General features: G+C 65.9%; 12 protein-coding genes. 10 read left to right on the top strand and 2 right to left on the bottom strand.

All coding sequences use genetic code 11. The annotated features are described in order from the left end of the window. Positions 1 to 142: 142 nt before the first annotated feature. Both PV772_RS13290 and PV772_RS13295 read right to left on the bottom strand, forming a co-directional pair. Positions 143 to 1021, bottom strand: a complete 879-nt coding sequence (locus PV772_RS13290; RefSeq protein ID WP_347886448.1) for a hypothetical protein — start codon at positions 1019 to 1021, stop codon at positions 143 to 145. Between the two features lie 439 nt (positions 1022 to 1460). Beyond that, positions 1461 to 1928 (bottom strand): MarR family transcriptional regulator, encoded by a 468-nt coding sequence (locus PV772_RS13295; RefSeq protein WP_347886449.1) that lies wholly within the window; start codon positions 1926 to 1928, stop codon positions 1461 to 1463. Positions 1929 to 2058: 130 nt separating this feature from the next. Here PV772_RS13295 and PV772_RS13300 point away from each other — a divergent pair, with 130 nt between their 5' ends. From PV772_RS13300 to PV772_RS13345, 10 genes are all read left to right on the top strand, one after another. Further along, positions 2059 to 3000 carry an SDR family NAD(P)-dependent oxidoreductase gene (locus PV772_RS13300; RefSeq protein ID WP_347886450.1) on the top strand — a complete coding sequence of 314 codons (942 nt, stop codon included), beginning with the start codon at positions 2059 to 2061 and terminating at the stop codon, positions 2998 to 3000. Between the two features lie 2 nt (positions 3001 to 3002). Beyond that, a complete protein-coding gene (locus tag PV772_RS13305) occupies positions 3003 to 3893 on the top strand; it encodes an amidohydrolase family protein (RefSeq protein ID WP_347886451.1) in 891 nt (296 codons plus the stop codon). Between the two features lies 1 nt (position 3894). Continuing rightward, on the top strand, positions 3895 to 5109 hold the full coding sequence (locus PV772_RS13310) for an acyl-CoA dehydrogenase family protein (protein WP_347886452.1): 1215 nt from the start codon (positions 3895 to 3897) through the stop codon (positions 5107 to 5109). A gap of 43 nt (positions 5110 to 5152) precedes the next feature. After that, entirely contained in the window at positions 5153 to 5608 is a 456-nt protein-coding gene (locus PV772_RS13315) for a MaoC family dehydratase (RefSeq protein ID WP_141183076.1), read from the top strand. Positions 5609 to 5733: 125 nt separating this feature from the next. Then, positions 5734 to 7059: an MFS transporter gene (locus PV772_RS13320; RefSeq protein WP_347886453.1), complete on the top strand. Its 1326-nt coding sequence runs from the start codon at positions 5734 to 5736 to the stop codon at positions 7057 to 7059. 7 nt (positions 7060 to 7066) lie between these two features. Then, positions 7067 to 8629 carry an o-succinylbenzoate--CoA ligase gene (menE, locus tag PV772_RS13325; protein ID WP_347886454.1) on the top strand — a complete coding sequence of 521 codons (1563 nt, stop codon included), beginning with the start codon at positions 7067 to 7069 and terminating at the stop codon, positions 8627 to 8629. 103 nt (positions 8630 to 8732) lie between these two features. Then, positions 8733 to 9728, top strand: a complete 996-nt coding sequence (locus tag PV772_RS13330; RefSeq protein ID WP_141183079.1) for a bile acid:sodium symporter family protein — start codon at positions 8733 to 8735, stop codon at positions 9726 to 9728. 95 nt (positions 9729 to 9823) lie between these two features. Beyond that, a complete protein-coding gene (locus PV772_RS13335; protein ID WP_347886455.1) occupies positions 9824 to 12307 on the top strand; it encodes a nitrate reductase in 2484 nt (827 codons plus the stop codon). Next, positions 12304 to 12786 carry a hypothetical protein gene (locus PV772_RS13340; RefSeq protein ID WP_141183081.1) on the top strand — a complete coding sequence of 161 codons (483 nt, stop codon included), beginning with the start codon at positions 12304 to 12306 and terminating at the stop codon, positions 12784 to 12786. The genes PV772_RS13335 and PV772_RS13340 overlap by 4 nt, the downstream gene beginning before the upstream one ends. Positions 12787 to 12946: 160 nt before the next feature. Continuing rightward, positions 12947 to 13915, top strand: coding sequence for an alpha/beta hydrolase (locus PV772_RS13345; RefSeq protein ID WP_347886456.1), 969 nt, complete (start codon positions 12947 to 12949; stop codon positions 13913 to 13915). Positions 13916 to 13962 lie beyond the last annotated feature (47 nt).

Here is a 13962-nt window from a genome sequence, read left to right on the forward strand (position 1 = left end):
AAAGACTAGAGTTCAAGAAACCGATCGAACTGATCGAAAACCTCCTGTTGCAATGACCGCTTGAATCCGCCGATCCTTGAACGGACACCATAGCGTCGGATGGGCCGCGGGCTCATGGAGTACTCGCGTTTAGCGCGATTTGTCACTTCGGCTCGAGGCTCGGATCGCTTCGAAAGCTGGCCAAGAGTTGTTCGAAGCTGGAAACGTGCTTGTGGATCCTTGCTGCGTCCTGTTCAGCGTTGAGCCAGGGCTTACGCTTCCCGATCAAGAGAACGTCGCGAGGCTTACCGGCAAGGTCGAAGGGTGTCCTAAGCGGGAGAATGGCCTTCAATGCTTCCGATTCCAGTGTTTCAGGCAGCCGTGCTCGGAGCCAAGCGATCTGCTCTCTCGTGAACAGGTTGAAAGGTATCTGTAGATTTTCGAGGTCGGTAAGTTTACCAAGAGGCTGGATCCGACCATCGTCGATGCTTTTCGGAAGCAAGCTTAGGCTGAGTAATCCAGTCAGCGAGGCCAAGGGCTCCAGCGTCTCGAAAGTGGTCTTGTTCCATACCGCGTCGCCGAGGATGAGTTCCTTTAGTGCGTGTCCGGCCGAGAGGTCATCCAGCCGATGAAAGCGTGTGAAGTCCTGTACCCGTAACTCAGTCAAATGTGGCGTACGGGATAGGTTCCATAGTCGCGCGGACCGCTGATTCCAATAGAACGAGACCATCCGGAGCCCTGATAGGTCCTCAAGCGGGGTGAGGTCTTCAATTCTGGGGCACTTCCAGAACTCAATTGCTGTGAACTGTTGTCCGTAGCTGGAAACTAGTCGCTCAAACACAGCCTGGTCCAGCCCGCTGATACGAAGCGCCGTCGCTTCAGGGCGTGCCTCGATCCGCAGGAGATCTCCTGGATCAAATTTTCCACCGCCAATCTGCGGTTGGACGAGGTCAAGGAACCACACGGGCTGGGTATCTCCAGCCCACCGGAGCTCTAACAGGTTCTTGGGGCCTGGTTCCCCGATTGCACCGTCTATGGTCATAATCATCAAAACGTTAGTCGCAAGGCACCAAAAGGGCGCTGAGGTAGGATCGGCAACCGGAACAATGTCGTCTTGCGATATGCCCGTTAGCCGATCCTTCAGCGGGCGTACTTTTGCTACGCCGCTATGCTCACGGATGTGAGCCCGGGCATGGATTCATCCCTCAGCTTCGTTGCCGACCCCTGATATGCACGTTTACCCCGAACGATGACATGCACGGTGGAGGTGCCCTAACCGCTACGCCTCAGACTGCCTCGAAACCCTTGTGACAGGCAACGTCTCAGCAGTCCTCGGACGAGTTGTCGAAGCTGCCCCTACTCGTGGGGCCACATGGTTCTCCTAACTATGTCGCATTACCCGCGCTCGAGTCGCTGCACACTTCGTTAGTTATAAGACACCCAAAGCACGCTTGCGACGGACCCGCTCGGCCGGCAGCGCCCTATTCGGCCGCGCCCCAGAGGGCTTTGCGCAAAAGCCGCTTCAGTTCCTGGGACTCATCGTCGGTCAGTCCGGCCAACTGGGCCAGCTCGGCCTCGTCCATGGCAGTGCGGGCCTTCGCATGCATCTTCCGCCCCTCGGCCGTGGAGACGATGATCTTGGCGCGCCGGTCCTGCTTGCCCTGCGCCCGTTCCACGAGCCCGCGGCGTTCCAGGTCGTCCACGAGGGTGACCACCTGGCTCGGGTCCAGGCTGAGGAAATCCGCCAGTTCCCGCTGCGTGGGCTCCAGCCCGCTGCACGCCAGCGTCAGGATGGAGAAGGACCGCTCCCGCAGCCCGAAGTCAGCCAACGCCTTGTTGTTCAGCACCGAGCCGGCGGCGTGCAGCTTGGCGAGCAGCAGGCCCACGTCACTGCCGATCCTGGCTGCCGCAAGGCGGGGGGTCTGAACTTCGGTGCCCAAGGTGGCCATCACAACTCCGGTGTAAAAAACAATCGTTGACTTTTTCAATGATCCGTAATTTCATTGATTTCAACAAGGATCTCACACCGCAGTGGGACCACCCCAACGGCTTCGGCCGGCGCATGCGAAGGAGCAGGCCATGAGCTTGAACGGCAAGGTTGCAATCGTCACCGGCAGCGGGCAGGGCCTCGGCCTTGCCTACGCAAGGGAACTGGCCCGCCAGGGCGCCGCCGTCGTCATCAATGACGTGAACGCCGACACGGCCGCGCAGGCCGTCGCGCAGATCGAGGCCGACGGCGGCCGGGCCACCGCGGTGGTGGTTCCGGTAGGGACGACGGACGCCGCCAAGGCGCTGGTGGCCGGAGCCGTCGACACGTTCGGCCGCCTGGACATCCTGGTCACCAACGCCGGAATCCTGCGGGACAAGTCCCTGCTGAAGATGACGGACGAGGACTTCGACCTGGTCATCAACGTCCACCTCAAGGGCACCTTCACCTGCGTCCGGGAGGCCTACGCGTACTTCAAGGAACACAACGTCGCCGGCCGCATCATCACCATCGGTTCGCCCACGGGCCAGCGCGGCAACTTCGGCCAGACCAACTATGCTGCGGCGAAGGCCGGGATCGTGGGCATGGTCCGCACCTGGGCGCTGGAAATGAAGAAGGCCGGCGTCACGGTCAACAGCGTCATCCCCGTGGCTGCCACCGCCATGACCAAGACCGTCCCCTACTTCCAGAAAGCCGTGGAGGCCGACGAACGCGGCGAGGCCATGCCGTCCTTCTTCCGCCACGACCTGGGCTTTGGAACGGCCGACGACGTCTCCGGACTGGTTGCCTTCCTCGCCTCCGACGAGGCAGCCAACATCACCGGCCAGGCGATCGGAGCCGGCGGTGACCGGCTCCAGGTCTGGACCCACCCGGAACCGGCCACCACCGAATACCGCGAGGGCGGCTGGAGCTACGAGGCGCTGCAGGAAAACGCCGGCCAGCTGTTCACCGCGGAAACGCTGCAGAGCTACGGCGAGGAATTCCTCCCACTGCCGGAGGACCTGAAGCCCGCACAGCCCGCCGAGGCCCGCTGACCATGGCAGACCGCTACGAACTGGGCATCGACCCGGCCAAGCTCGACGCCATCGACATGCACGTCCACCTCGAGGTGGACAGCTGCGGCCACGGCTCCCTGCCGGAGGAACTGACCGAAGCCTCGGCAAAATACTTCAAGGCCGAGGACCGCACCCCCTCCCTGGACCGCATCGCCGAGGTGTACCGCGAACTGAACATGGCCGCCGTCGTCTTCACGGTCGACGCCCGCACCCAGCTCAAGCACGAACCCAACAGCATCCCGGAACTCATCGCCGGCGCCGCCCGGAACAACGACGTCCTGATCCCGTTCGGCAGCGTCGATCCACGCACCGGTGAAGACGCCATCGCCGGAGCCAAGCACCAGGCCGTTGAACTCGGCGCGCGCGGCTTCAAGTTCCACCCGTCCCTGCAGGGCTTCGACCCGTCCAGCGAGCGCTTCTACCCGTTGTGGGAGACCCTCCAGGAACTCGGCCTGCCCGCTATCTTCCACACCGGGCAGAACGGCATGGGCGCAGGCCTTCCCGGCGGGTACGGCATCAAGCTCGCCTACTCCAACCCCCTGCTGCTGGACGCGGTGGCCGCGGATTTCCCCGGCCTGCAGATCATCATGGCCCACCCCTCGGTGCCGTGGCAGGACGAGGCCAACTCCATCGCCACGCACAAGGCCAACGTCTTCATCGACCTCTCCGGCTGGTCGCCCAAGTACTTCCCGGAATCGCTGGTCAAGGCCTCCAACTCCTACCTCCAGGACAAGGTGCTGTTCGGCACCGACTTCCCGCTGATCACCCCGCAGAAATGGCTCGGTGCCTTCGCGGACCTCCCGTTGAAGGACGAGGTCCGGCCAAAGATCCTCAAGGACAACGCGGTGCGGCTCCTCGGGCTGGGAGGCTGAGATGGGAACGTTGACGACGGCGGAGGCCGGCCCGGGTGCCCGGCTCTATGAGGCAGCGGATTGGTACGACGCCGAGTCCCTCCTGACGCCGGAAGAGCGCCAGGTCCTGTCCCGGCTGCGGTCCTTCCTGGACCGGGAAGCAAAACCCCTGCTGGCCGAGTACTGGGAACGCGGCGAATTTCCGGAGCAGCTCGCCCGGCCGCTGATCGACCTCGACCTGATGGAACCTGCCGGCCTCACGGCCGACGGTCCGGCCCGTGGAATTTACCAGGGCTTCCGGATCTTCGAACTTGCCCGCACCGACGCGTCCCTGGCCACCTGGTACACCGCCCAGGCCGGCCTGTTCCGGACAGCCATCCGCGTGGGTGCCTCGGCGGAACAGCAGGCCGAATGGATGCCCAAGGTCATCGACTTCTCACTCAAGGGCGTGTTCTCGCTGACCGAACCGGAATCCGGATCGGACATCGCCGGCGGACTCTCCACCACCGCCCGGCGGCAGCCCGACGGCAGCTGGATCCTTGACGGGGCCAAACGCTGGATCGGCGGCGCCGCCACCGCGGACGTCCTCGCGGTATTCGCCCGGGACACCGCAGACGGGCAGGTCAAGGCCTTCCTGGTGGACCGGACAGCCGACGGCGTCACCCTGGAGAAGATCCACGGGAAGACGGCACTGCGGATGATGCAGAACGCCCACATCACCCTCACCGGTGTCCGCGTCCCCGAGGCCATGCGCCTGCACAATGTGAACTCCTTCAGGGATGTCGCGGCGATGCTCCGGGCCATGCGCTCGGACGTCGCCTGGATCGCCACCGGCATCGCCGCCGGCGCCTTCGAGGCAGCCCTCGCCTACATCAACGAACGCCGTCAGTTCGGCCGCACGCTGGGTTCCTTCCAGCTGGTCCAGGAGAAACTGGCCCGCATGCTCGGCAACGTCACGGCCAGCCTGTCCCTGGTGGTCAGGCTCACCGAGCAGCAGGCCAAAGGCATCTACCGGGACCAGGACTCGGCCCTAGCCAAGATGCAGACATCCCTGTTCATGCGCGACACCGTAGCGCTGGCCCGGGAGGTGGTGGGCGGCAACGGCATTACGCTCGCCGCCGGCGTCGCCCGATTCCACGCCGACGCCGAAGCCGTCTACTCCTACGAAGGCACCCACGAGATCAACGCCCTCATCATCGGCCGCGCCCTCACCGGCGAAAGCGCCTTCACCCGCTGAACCACTACTTCCCCAACCAACAAAGAACTGCCAGGAGGCAACGATGCCCAATCTCGTCGTCGATTTCGACACCCTGCTCACCCTGTCCGGCAAGGACCTCGGCACCACCGACTACCGCCAGATCACCCAGGACCAGATCAACCAGTTCGCGGACGCCACCGACGACCAGCAGTGGATCCACACCGACCCCGAACGCGCCAAGGACGGCCCGTTCGGCGCCCCCATCGCCCACGGCTTCCTCACGCTCTCGCTGATCATCCCGTTCTGGGGGGAGCTGTTCGACGTCGAAGGCGTCACCACCAAGGTCAACTACGGCCTGGACAAGGTGCGCTTCACCTCCCCGGTCAAGGTCGGCTCCAAGGTCCGCATGCAGGCCACCATCGCCGACGTCACCGAGGTCAAGGGCGGCGCCCAGATCAAGGTCAACGCCACCATCGAGATCGAAGGCCAGGAACGCCCCGCCGTCGTGGCCGAATTCCTGGCCCGCTTCTACAAGTAAGCCGCTTCTACAAGTAAGCCACTTCCACCAGTAACAGCAGTCCCAAACCCCAGGCGGCGCCCCCCCGGCGCCGCCGCCTCAGGCAACCCCAAAAACCCCACATTCCTCCGTCTTTAGGAACAGCCATGTCCGGACACACCACGCTCGCACCCGCGGGCACGGCCGCCAAGCGCAAGGAAGCGCGCACGGTCATCCTGTCCAGCTATCTGGGCAGCACCATCGAGTTCTACGACTTCCTGCTCTACGCCACGGCCGCAGCGGTGGCCTTCCCCAAGGTCTTCTTCGCCGGCACGGACGAATGGGTAGGCGTCGTGGCCGCCTACGCCACCTTCGCCGCCGGATACGTTGCCAGGCCGCTGGGCGGCATCATCTTCGGACACTTTGGTGACAAGGTGGGCCGCAAGGGGATGCTGATCATCTCCATGGCCATGATGGGCATCGCCTCCACCCTCATCGGCCTGATTCCCGGCGCCGGCGTCATCGGGCCGTGGGGCGCCGTGATCCTGGTGCTGCTGCGGGTCTGCCAGGGCATCGCCGTCGGCGGTGAATGGGGAGGGGCCGCCCTCATGGCACTGGAGCACGCGGACCCGAAACGGCGCGGCTTCGCGGCGTCGTTCGTCAACGCCGGGGCGCCCACCGGCGCCGTGCTGGGCACCCTGGTGATGGGTGCCTTCTCGGCCCTGCCGCAGGACGCGTTCCTGGCCTGGGGGTGGCGGGTGCCGTTCCTGCTGTCCTTCGTGCTCCTGATCGTGGGCATTTTCGTGCGCCTCCGCGTTTCTGAAAGCCCCATCTTCGCCGAGGCCGTGGCCAAGGAAGAAGCACAGGGCGCCAAGCGCAAGATCCCGCTGCTGGACGTGCTCCGCCGGCCCAAGGCGCTGATCATGATCATGTTCGCCGGGGCTGCCGGGTTCGGCCTGCAGGTGGTGCTGCCCACCTTCTCGGTGACCTACGCCGTGTCCAAGGGCGCACCGCAGCAGGGCGTGCTCTACGCGTTCGCCGGGGCCTCGGCCATTTCCATCGTCTTCGTCCTCCTGGGCGGCCGCCTTTCGGACCGCTTCGGCCGCCGCCCGGTGATGATCACCGGCCTGGCGCTGTTCATTGCGTACCTCTTCCCGATGTTCGGGATGCTTGGCTCGGGCAACGTTGCCATGGTGTTCGTGGCCTTCACTGTGGCGCTGATCCTGCACTCCTCCCTCTACGGGCCGCTGGCAGCATTCGTGTCCGAACAGTTCGGCACCACCTCCCGCTACACCGGTGCCGCGGTGGGCTACCAGCTGGCCACCCTCATCGGCGCCGGCTTCACGCCGGGCATCATCGCCGGCCTCTACAAGGACTCCGGGCAAAGCATCCTCCCGGTGGTGGTGTTCCTGTCCGTCATGGCGCTGGTCTCGATTGTCTTCATCGCCCTGACGCGGGAATCTAAGAACAACGACCTCACCACGGTCCGTTAGGAGAACCATGGACAACAACGGAGTTGGCTCCTGGCTGCAGCGCCGCCGCCGCAAGTCGGGCGCCAAGACGGCCCTGCTGTCAGCAGCGGGCACCCTGAGCTACGAAGAGCTCGCCGAACGGACGGACCGCCTGGCCAACGCGCTCCGCGACCGCGGAGTGGCCAAGGGGGACCGGGTGGCCTACCTGGGGGAGAACCACCCTTCGTTCGTGGAAACGTTCTTCGCCTGCGGCCTCCTCGGCGCCATCTTCGTCCCGCTCAACACCCGGCTGGCACCGCCGGAACTGCAGTTCCAGCTCCAGGATTCCGGAGCCCGGCTCCTGGTCAACGCCGGCGCCCTGGAGGCCTCCGCCTCCGCTGCCGTGCAAGGAACGGCGGTAACCCACCGCATGGTCGTAACGGCCGACGGCGGGGCGGAACCTTCCGCCGCCACGCCACCGGCCGCCGTCGAACATTCTGCAGTGGTTGTGTCTTACGGGGAGGCGCTGCAGGGGGCAGCCGGCGAACCCATCGACGTGCCGGTGGGCCACGACGACGGCGCCATGATCCTGTACACCTCCGGCACCACGGGCAAACCCAAAGGCGCCTTACTGACGCACGGGAACATCACGTGGAACTGCATCAACACCATCGTGGACATGGACTTGAACCGCAACGACGTGGCGCTGATGATTTCGCCGCTGTTCCACGTGGCGTCCCTGGACATGGGGCTGCTGCCGATGCTCCTCAAGGGGGCCACCGTGGTCCTTGAGGCGAAGTTCGATCCCGCCCGGGTCCTGGAACTCATCCGGAAACACAAGGTGACCACCCTCAACGGAGTGCCCACCACGTTCCAGCTGCTCTGCGAAGATCCGGGCTGGGCGGCGGCCGACCTCAGCTCCCTGGACAAGCTGACCTGCGGTGGCTCAGCGATTCCCCGCCGGGTCCTGGACGCGTACGAGGACCGCGGCATCGGTTTCACCAGCTGCTACGGCATGACCGAAACAGCCCCCGGCGTCACCATGCTCCCCGTGGACCGGTCGCGGGAAAAGGCGGGTTCGGCCGGACTGCCGCACTTCTTCACCGACGTCCGGATCGCCGATCCCATGGGCGGCACGGTGGAACCGGGCGAGGTGGGGGAAATCCAGATCTCCGGACCCAACGTCATCAAGGAGTACTGGAACCGGCCGGAGGCCACAGCCGCCAGCTATGCGGACGGCGCCTGGTTCCGCTCGGGCGACATGGGCTACCGCGACCAGGAAGGCTTCCTGTTCGTCTCTGACCGGCTCAAGGACATGATCATTTCCGGCGGGGAGAACATCTACCCGGCGGAGGTGGAGGCGGTCATCTCCGAGCACAGCGCTGTGGGCAGCGTCGCCGTCATCGGCGTCCCGGATGAGAAATGGGGCGAGGTCCCCCAAGCGATCGTGACGCTGAGGGAGGGGGAATCGCTGACTGCGGAGCAGCTGCGCAGCTTCCTCGACGGCAGGCTTGCCCGCTACAAAATCCCCAAGTCAATGGTGGTGGTGGAGGACATGCCGCGTACCGCCAGCGGCAAGATCCGAAAGATGGAGCTCCGGAAACAGCTCTAAGGGCGGAACCCCCTCCCGGACTGCCGCCGGTATGGTTCCGCCGTTGTTACCGTTCACGGTCATCAATTGGCGGAACCATACCAGCCGGTGCCACCATGATTGGATGCTTGAGGCAACTAAACCCCAGAATTCGGACGGGATACCCGTCAACCCCGCGCTCGAAGCGGAAAGCAAAATCGCCCGCATCGCGGTGACAGTGTTCCCCATCCTGGTGGTTGTCGCAGGCATCCTCGGGTTCCTGCTCCCCGGCCTTTTCAAGCCCATGGCCCCCAGCGTGCCCTACCTGCTCGGCATCATCATGTTCTGCATGGGCCTGACCCTGACTCCGCCGGACTTCGCCGCGGTAGCCAAGCGGCCGTGGGCCGTGGCCCTGGGGATCGTGGCGCACTACGTCATCATGCCCGGCGCCGGCTGGCTGATCGCAGGCGCCCTCAACCTTCCGCCCGAACTGGCAGTCGGCGTGATCCTGGTGGGCTGCGCCCCCTCCGGCACAGCCTCGAACGTCATGGCCTTCCTGGCCAAGGGCGATGTTGCCCTCTCCGTGGCGGTGGCCTCGGTCTCCACCCTGATCGCCCCGATCGTCACCCCGCTGCTGGTCCTGTTCCTGGCCGGCTCCTACCTGCAGATCGACGCCGCCGGCATGGTCCTGGACATCGTCAAGACCGTGCTGCTGCCGGTGGTCGCCGGCCTCCTCGCCCGGGTCTTCCTCAAGAAGCTCGTCGCCAAGGTGCTGCCCGCGCTGCCGTGGGCGTCCGCCGTCGTGATTTCCCTGATCGTGGCCATCGTGGTGGCCGGCAGCGCCAACAAGATCATCGACGCCGGGGCCATCGTGTTCCTTGCCGTGGTGCTGCACAACGGCTTCGGGCTGGGCCTTGGCTACCTGGCCGGCAAGCTGGGCCGCCTGGATGACAAGGCCCGCCGCGCCCTCGCCTTCGAAGTGGGCATGCAGAACTCCGGCCTGGCGGCGACGCTCGCCACCGCGCACTTCACCCCGCTGGCTGCACTGCCGTCCGCGGTCTTCTCGCTCTGGCACAACATCTCCGGTGCCATCGTGGCCGCCTGGCTCGCCCGGCGGCCGCTGCAGGACACGCAGGCCTAAGGGGCGCGTTTCCGGCCCACCATTCCGGGTACAGGATCCGGTAGGGACAGCGCTGTTTCGACGCTGTCCGCCAGTTCCTGTAAGGAGATGGACAGATGGCTCGGATCGACCGGATAGCTGAACCATGGGGGACACGGACACCGTACGGCAGCGGCGGTGACTGGCCCGTCAGGGTGGACACCCACCTGGCCGAAGGAGTGGCTCCGGAGGACGTGGACCGGTGGGTCCAGACGGCCTCGCTCCTGCACTCCAACGGCGACGCCATGGACATCGCGGTCAAGGACAACAGAATCGTTGGCGTGCGGGGACGGGCCGTAGACCGCGTCAACCATGGACGGCTGGGCCCCAAGGACCTGTACGGCTGGCAGGCGAACGCGTCCCCGGACCGGCTCACCAAGCCCCTCATCCGCGAGGGCGGGAAGCTGGTGGAAACGGACTGGGACACCGCCATGCAGCGCATCGTGGACAAGTCCAAGGCGCTGCTGGCGGAGCAGGGCCCCAGCGCCCTCGGCTTCTACACCACCGGCCAACTCTTCTCCGAGGAGTACTACACCCTGGGCACGCTGGCGCACGGCGGCATCGGCACCAACCACGTGGACGGCAACACCCGGCTGTGCACGGCGACGGCGGGGGAGGCGCTGAAGGAATCCTTCGGCTGCGACGGCCAACCCGGCTCCTACACGGACGTGGACCACGCCGACGTCATCGCCCTGTACGGGCACAACGTGGCCGAAACCCAGACCGTCCTCTGGACCCGGATGCTCGACCGGCTGGCCGGCCCCAACCCACCAAAAATCATCTGCGTGGACCCGCGCATGACGCCCGTGGCCAGGGCCGCCACCGTGCACCTGGCGCCGAGGCCCGGCACCAATGTGGCCCTGATGAACGGCATCCTGCACGAGATCATCACCAACGGCTGGGTGGACCAGGAGTACATCCAGGCGCACACCGTGGGGTACTCCGAACTCGAAGACGAGGTCAAGAACTACCCGCCGGCACTCGTGGCGGAAATCTGCGGAGTCCCGGCGGAGCAGATCACCGAGGCGGCCGGCATCATCGGCCACGCGGAGCGGCTGCTGTCCACGGTGCTGCAGGGCTTCTACCAGTCCAACCAGGCCACCGCGGCAGCGGTCCAGGTCAACAACGTCAACATCATTCGCGGAATGCTCGGCAGGCCCGGTTGCGGCATCCTGCAAATGAACGGCCAGCCCACTGCCGAAAACACCCGCGAATGCGGGGCCGACGGCGACCTCGCCGCCTTCCGGAACTGGTCCAACGACGCACACATCCAGGACCTGGCGCGGGTCTGGAACGTCGATCCCATGTCCATCCCGCATTACTCCCCGCCCACGCACGTTATGCAGATGATGCGGTACGCGGAGGACGGTTCCATCCGGATGCTGTGGGTCAGCGGGACCAACCCTGCCGTCTCGCTGCCCGAGCTGGCACGCATCCGCGGCATCCTGGAACAGGACCGCCTGTTCCTGGTGGTGCAGGATATCTTCCTCTCCGAGACGGCCCAGCTGGCCGACGTCGTCCTTCCCGCCGCCACCTGGGGCGAAAAGACCGGGACCTTCACCAACGTGGACCGCACCGTCCACCTCTCCGAGAAAGCCGTTGACCCGCCGGGCGAGGCCCGGCCGGACCTGGAGATCTTCATCGACTACGCCCACCGCATGGGCCTGCAGGACAAGGACGGGCAGCCGCTGATCAAGTGGCACGACCCCGAATCGGCCTTCGAAGCCTGGAAGGAATGCACCCGCGGCAGGCCCTGCGACTACACCGGCATCACCTACGACAAACTGCGCGGCGGCTCGGGCATCCAGTGGCCCTGCAACGAGGAGAACCCGGACGGTACGGAACGCATCTACGCTGACGGGAAGTTCTGGGCGCACCCAGAGTACTGCGAAACCTACGGCCGCGACCTCATCACCGGTGCGCCAGTGGAACCCACGGAGTACAAGGCCCTGAACCCCGAGGGCAAGGCCATCATCAAGGCCGCCGCATACATGCCGCCGCACGAGCTGCCCAGCCAGGACTTCCCGCTCCAGCTCATCACCGGCCGCACGCTCTACCAGTTCCACACCCGCACCAAGACCGGGCGGGCACCTGAGCTGCAGGCTGCCGCGCCCGACGTGTGGGTTGAGTTGTCAGCAGACGACGCCGGCGCGTACGGGATTGCCGAAGGCGACCTTGCGGAGGTGGAGACACCCCGCGGGTCCGTACGTGCCAAGGTGCGGATCAGCGGCATCCGCAACGGCGTCCTCTTCCTGCCCTTCCATTACGGCTACTGGGACACCGATGGCGGACACCGGCCGGACGGGGCCGGCAGGGCTGCGAACGAACTGACCATCACCGATTGGGACGCGGCGTCCAAGCAGCCCATCTTCAAAACGGCGGCCGCCCGCATCACCCGCGTTTCCGGCGGCGACGGACCCGCTCCGGCGCCCACCACCACGGCATCGGCACCTGCCGGGTACTTCCCGGAAGACGCCAGGACCAAGGGCATACCCACCGCTTTGGCGGACGAGGCCACCGAAACTGACGAGGCCACCGAAACGGCAGGAGGGGCACGATGAAATTCGGGCTGGTACTGGAGGAAATGCACCGCTCCGAGAACGACCTGGCGCACCACCTGCTGGTCATCTCCGAGCGGCACAAGGTAGACCACGAGATCCACCACCTGGCCCGGGACCTGGCACGCTGGTCGCAGCAGCACGTCCGGGACATCGCGGACATCGCCAAAAACTACGGCCAAAACCTGGACCCGGAGCCCCGCGGCGAGGCAGGGCTAATGGAAACCATCAGGGAAAAGGGCAGCGAGATGGTGGGCAGGCGCCCCGAAACCGGGATGCTGCTGCTGCGCGACCTCCGCGAGCTCTACCTGAAGGCCTGCGGGGTGTCAGCCGACTGGGAACTGCTGGCCCAGGCCGCCCAGGGGATGAAGGACAAGAACCTGCTGGCCCTGGCACAGAAGTGCCACCCGCAGACCATCCGCCAGATGAAATGGGCCAACGGCAAACTGAAGGAATCCGCCACGCAGGTCCTGGTCAGCTAAGCGCCAGCTGCGGGAACCCTCAGCAGCTCCCGGGCCGCCTGCCCGTGCAACCGCCGGCGCACCCGGATCTTCCCAGCGCCCTGTTCCGGGCGAACCAGTTTCAATCAGTGAAACTGCCAGCGCGTGCATCCCTGCCCATGCCACAGAGTTGAATCCATGGATGCGGGTCCCGTTGCGGGCCCGCCCAGCCCATTCAGCAGTCCGGCCAACACAGCACAGAAACGGCGCGCCACACATGGAGTCAACGATGACGGGACGGCAGATCCTCAAGGGGATCGAGTTTGCCCGGCCACAGAACGCGGAGCCGCTGCTGCTGGACCTCTACCTTCCCACAGGAGAAACGCACCCGGGCGGCCGGCCGGCGGTGGTCCACTTCCACGGCGGCGGTTGGCGGACGGGGGAGCGGTCTTCGCTGGGCCCCGCTGTTGACGGTTTAGGGCTCAGCCCCATCGGGCAGCTGGCAGATGCCGGGTTCGTGGTGGCCTCTGCCGACTATCGCCTCAGCACGGGTGCCACGTTTCCTGCCCAGCTGGAGGACGCCAAGGCGGCCGTCCGCTGGCTCCGCAGCCACGCGGCCGAATACGGCGTGGACCCACACCGCATCTACGCCTGGGGAGACTCGGCCGGCGGCCACCTCGCCGCCCTCGTGGGCCTGACCGCGGGGGCCCCGGACTTTCCAGGCCGGGGCGGCAACGACGGGCCGGACGGTGACGACTCAGTTGCCGGCGTCGTGGCCTGGTACCCGCCCACTGACCTGCTCCAGATGGGGGGACAGGCACGGCCGGACGCCGTAGCCCGGGCGGATGACCCCGGTTCCCGCGAAGCACTGCTGATCGGCGCGCAGCCCGCCGACGCCCCGGACAAGGCCAGGGCCGCAAGCCCCCTCGGCTACGTCCACGCAGGCGCCCCGCCCTTCCTCCTCATCCATGGAACGGCGGACCGCTTCGTCCCCGTGGAGCAGTCCACCTCGCTGGCCGCGGCGCTCGAAGGCGCGGGCAACGCCGTCGAACTCCTCCTGCTGGATGGTGCGGACCACATGTGGGCCAGCCCGGACGGCAACAGCGGCGCCGCGGAACGGGCCATTGCCGCCACCATCGATTTCCTCCGCCGCCAGTCGGAACAGCACTGATTTCCCACCACCATGCGGGGGCAATACGCGCACCCCGGACCAGACCG

It is taken from the genome of Pseudarthrobacter sp. CC12 (assembly GCF_039907755.1).
Classification (GTDB): Bacteria; Actinomycetota; Actinomycetes; order Actinomycetales; family Micrococcaceae; genus Arthrobacter; species Arthrobacter niigatensis.

What these genes read in the sequence shown, in the direction of transcription:
- PV772_RS13345 (WP_347886456.1), top strand. Translation starts at nt 12,947, where the DNA reads ATGCGGGTCCCGTTGCGGGCCCGCCCAGCCCATTCAGCAGTCCGGCCA.
- PV772_RS13305 (WP_347886451.1), top strand. Translation starts at nt 3,003, where the DNA reads ATGGCAGACCGCTACGAACTGGGCATCGACCCGGCCAAGCTCGACGCC.
- PV772_RS13330 (WP_141183079.1), top strand. Translation starts at nt 8,733, where the DNA reads ATGCTTGAGGCAACTAAACCCCAGAATTCGGACGGGATACCCGTCAAC.
- PV772_RS13315 (WP_141183076.1), top strand. Translation starts at nt 5,153, where the DNA reads ATGCCCAATCTCGTCGTCGATTTCGACACCCTGCTCACCCTGTCCGGC.
- PV772_RS13335 (WP_347886455.1), top strand. Translation starts at nt 9,824, where the DNA reads ATGGCTCGGATCGACCGGATAGCTGAACCATGGGGGACACGGACACCG.
- PV772_RS13290 (WP_347886448.1), bottom strand. Translation starts at nt 1,021, where the DNA reads ATGACCATAGACGGTGCAATCGGGGAACCAGGCCCCAAGAACCTGTTA.
- PV772_RS13300 (WP_347886450.1), top strand. Translation starts at nt 2,059, where the DNA reads ATGAGCTTGAACGGCAAGGTTGCAATCGTCACCGGCAGCGGGCAGGGC.
- PV772_RS13295 (WP_347886449.1), bottom strand. Translation starts at nt 1,928, where the DNA reads ATGGCCACCTTGGGCACCGAAGTTCAGACCCCCCGCCTTGCGGCAGCC.
- PV772_RS13340 (WP_141183081.1), top strand. Translation starts at nt 12,304, where the DNA reads ATGAAATTCGGGCTGGTACTGGAGGAAATGCACCGCTCCGAGAACGAC.
- PV772_RS13320 (WP_347886453.1), top strand. Translation starts at nt 5,734, where the DNA reads ATGTCCGGACACACCACGCTCGCACCCGCGGGCACGGCCGCCAAGCGC.
- PV772_RS13310 (WP_347886452.1), top strand. Translation starts at nt 3,895, where the DNA reads ATGGGAACGTTGACGACGGCGGAGGCCGGCCCGGGTGCCCGGCTCTAT.
- menE (WP_347886454.1), top strand. Translation starts at nt 7,067, where the DNA reads ATGGACAACAACGGAGTTGGCTCCTGGCTGCAGCGCCGCCGCCGCAAG.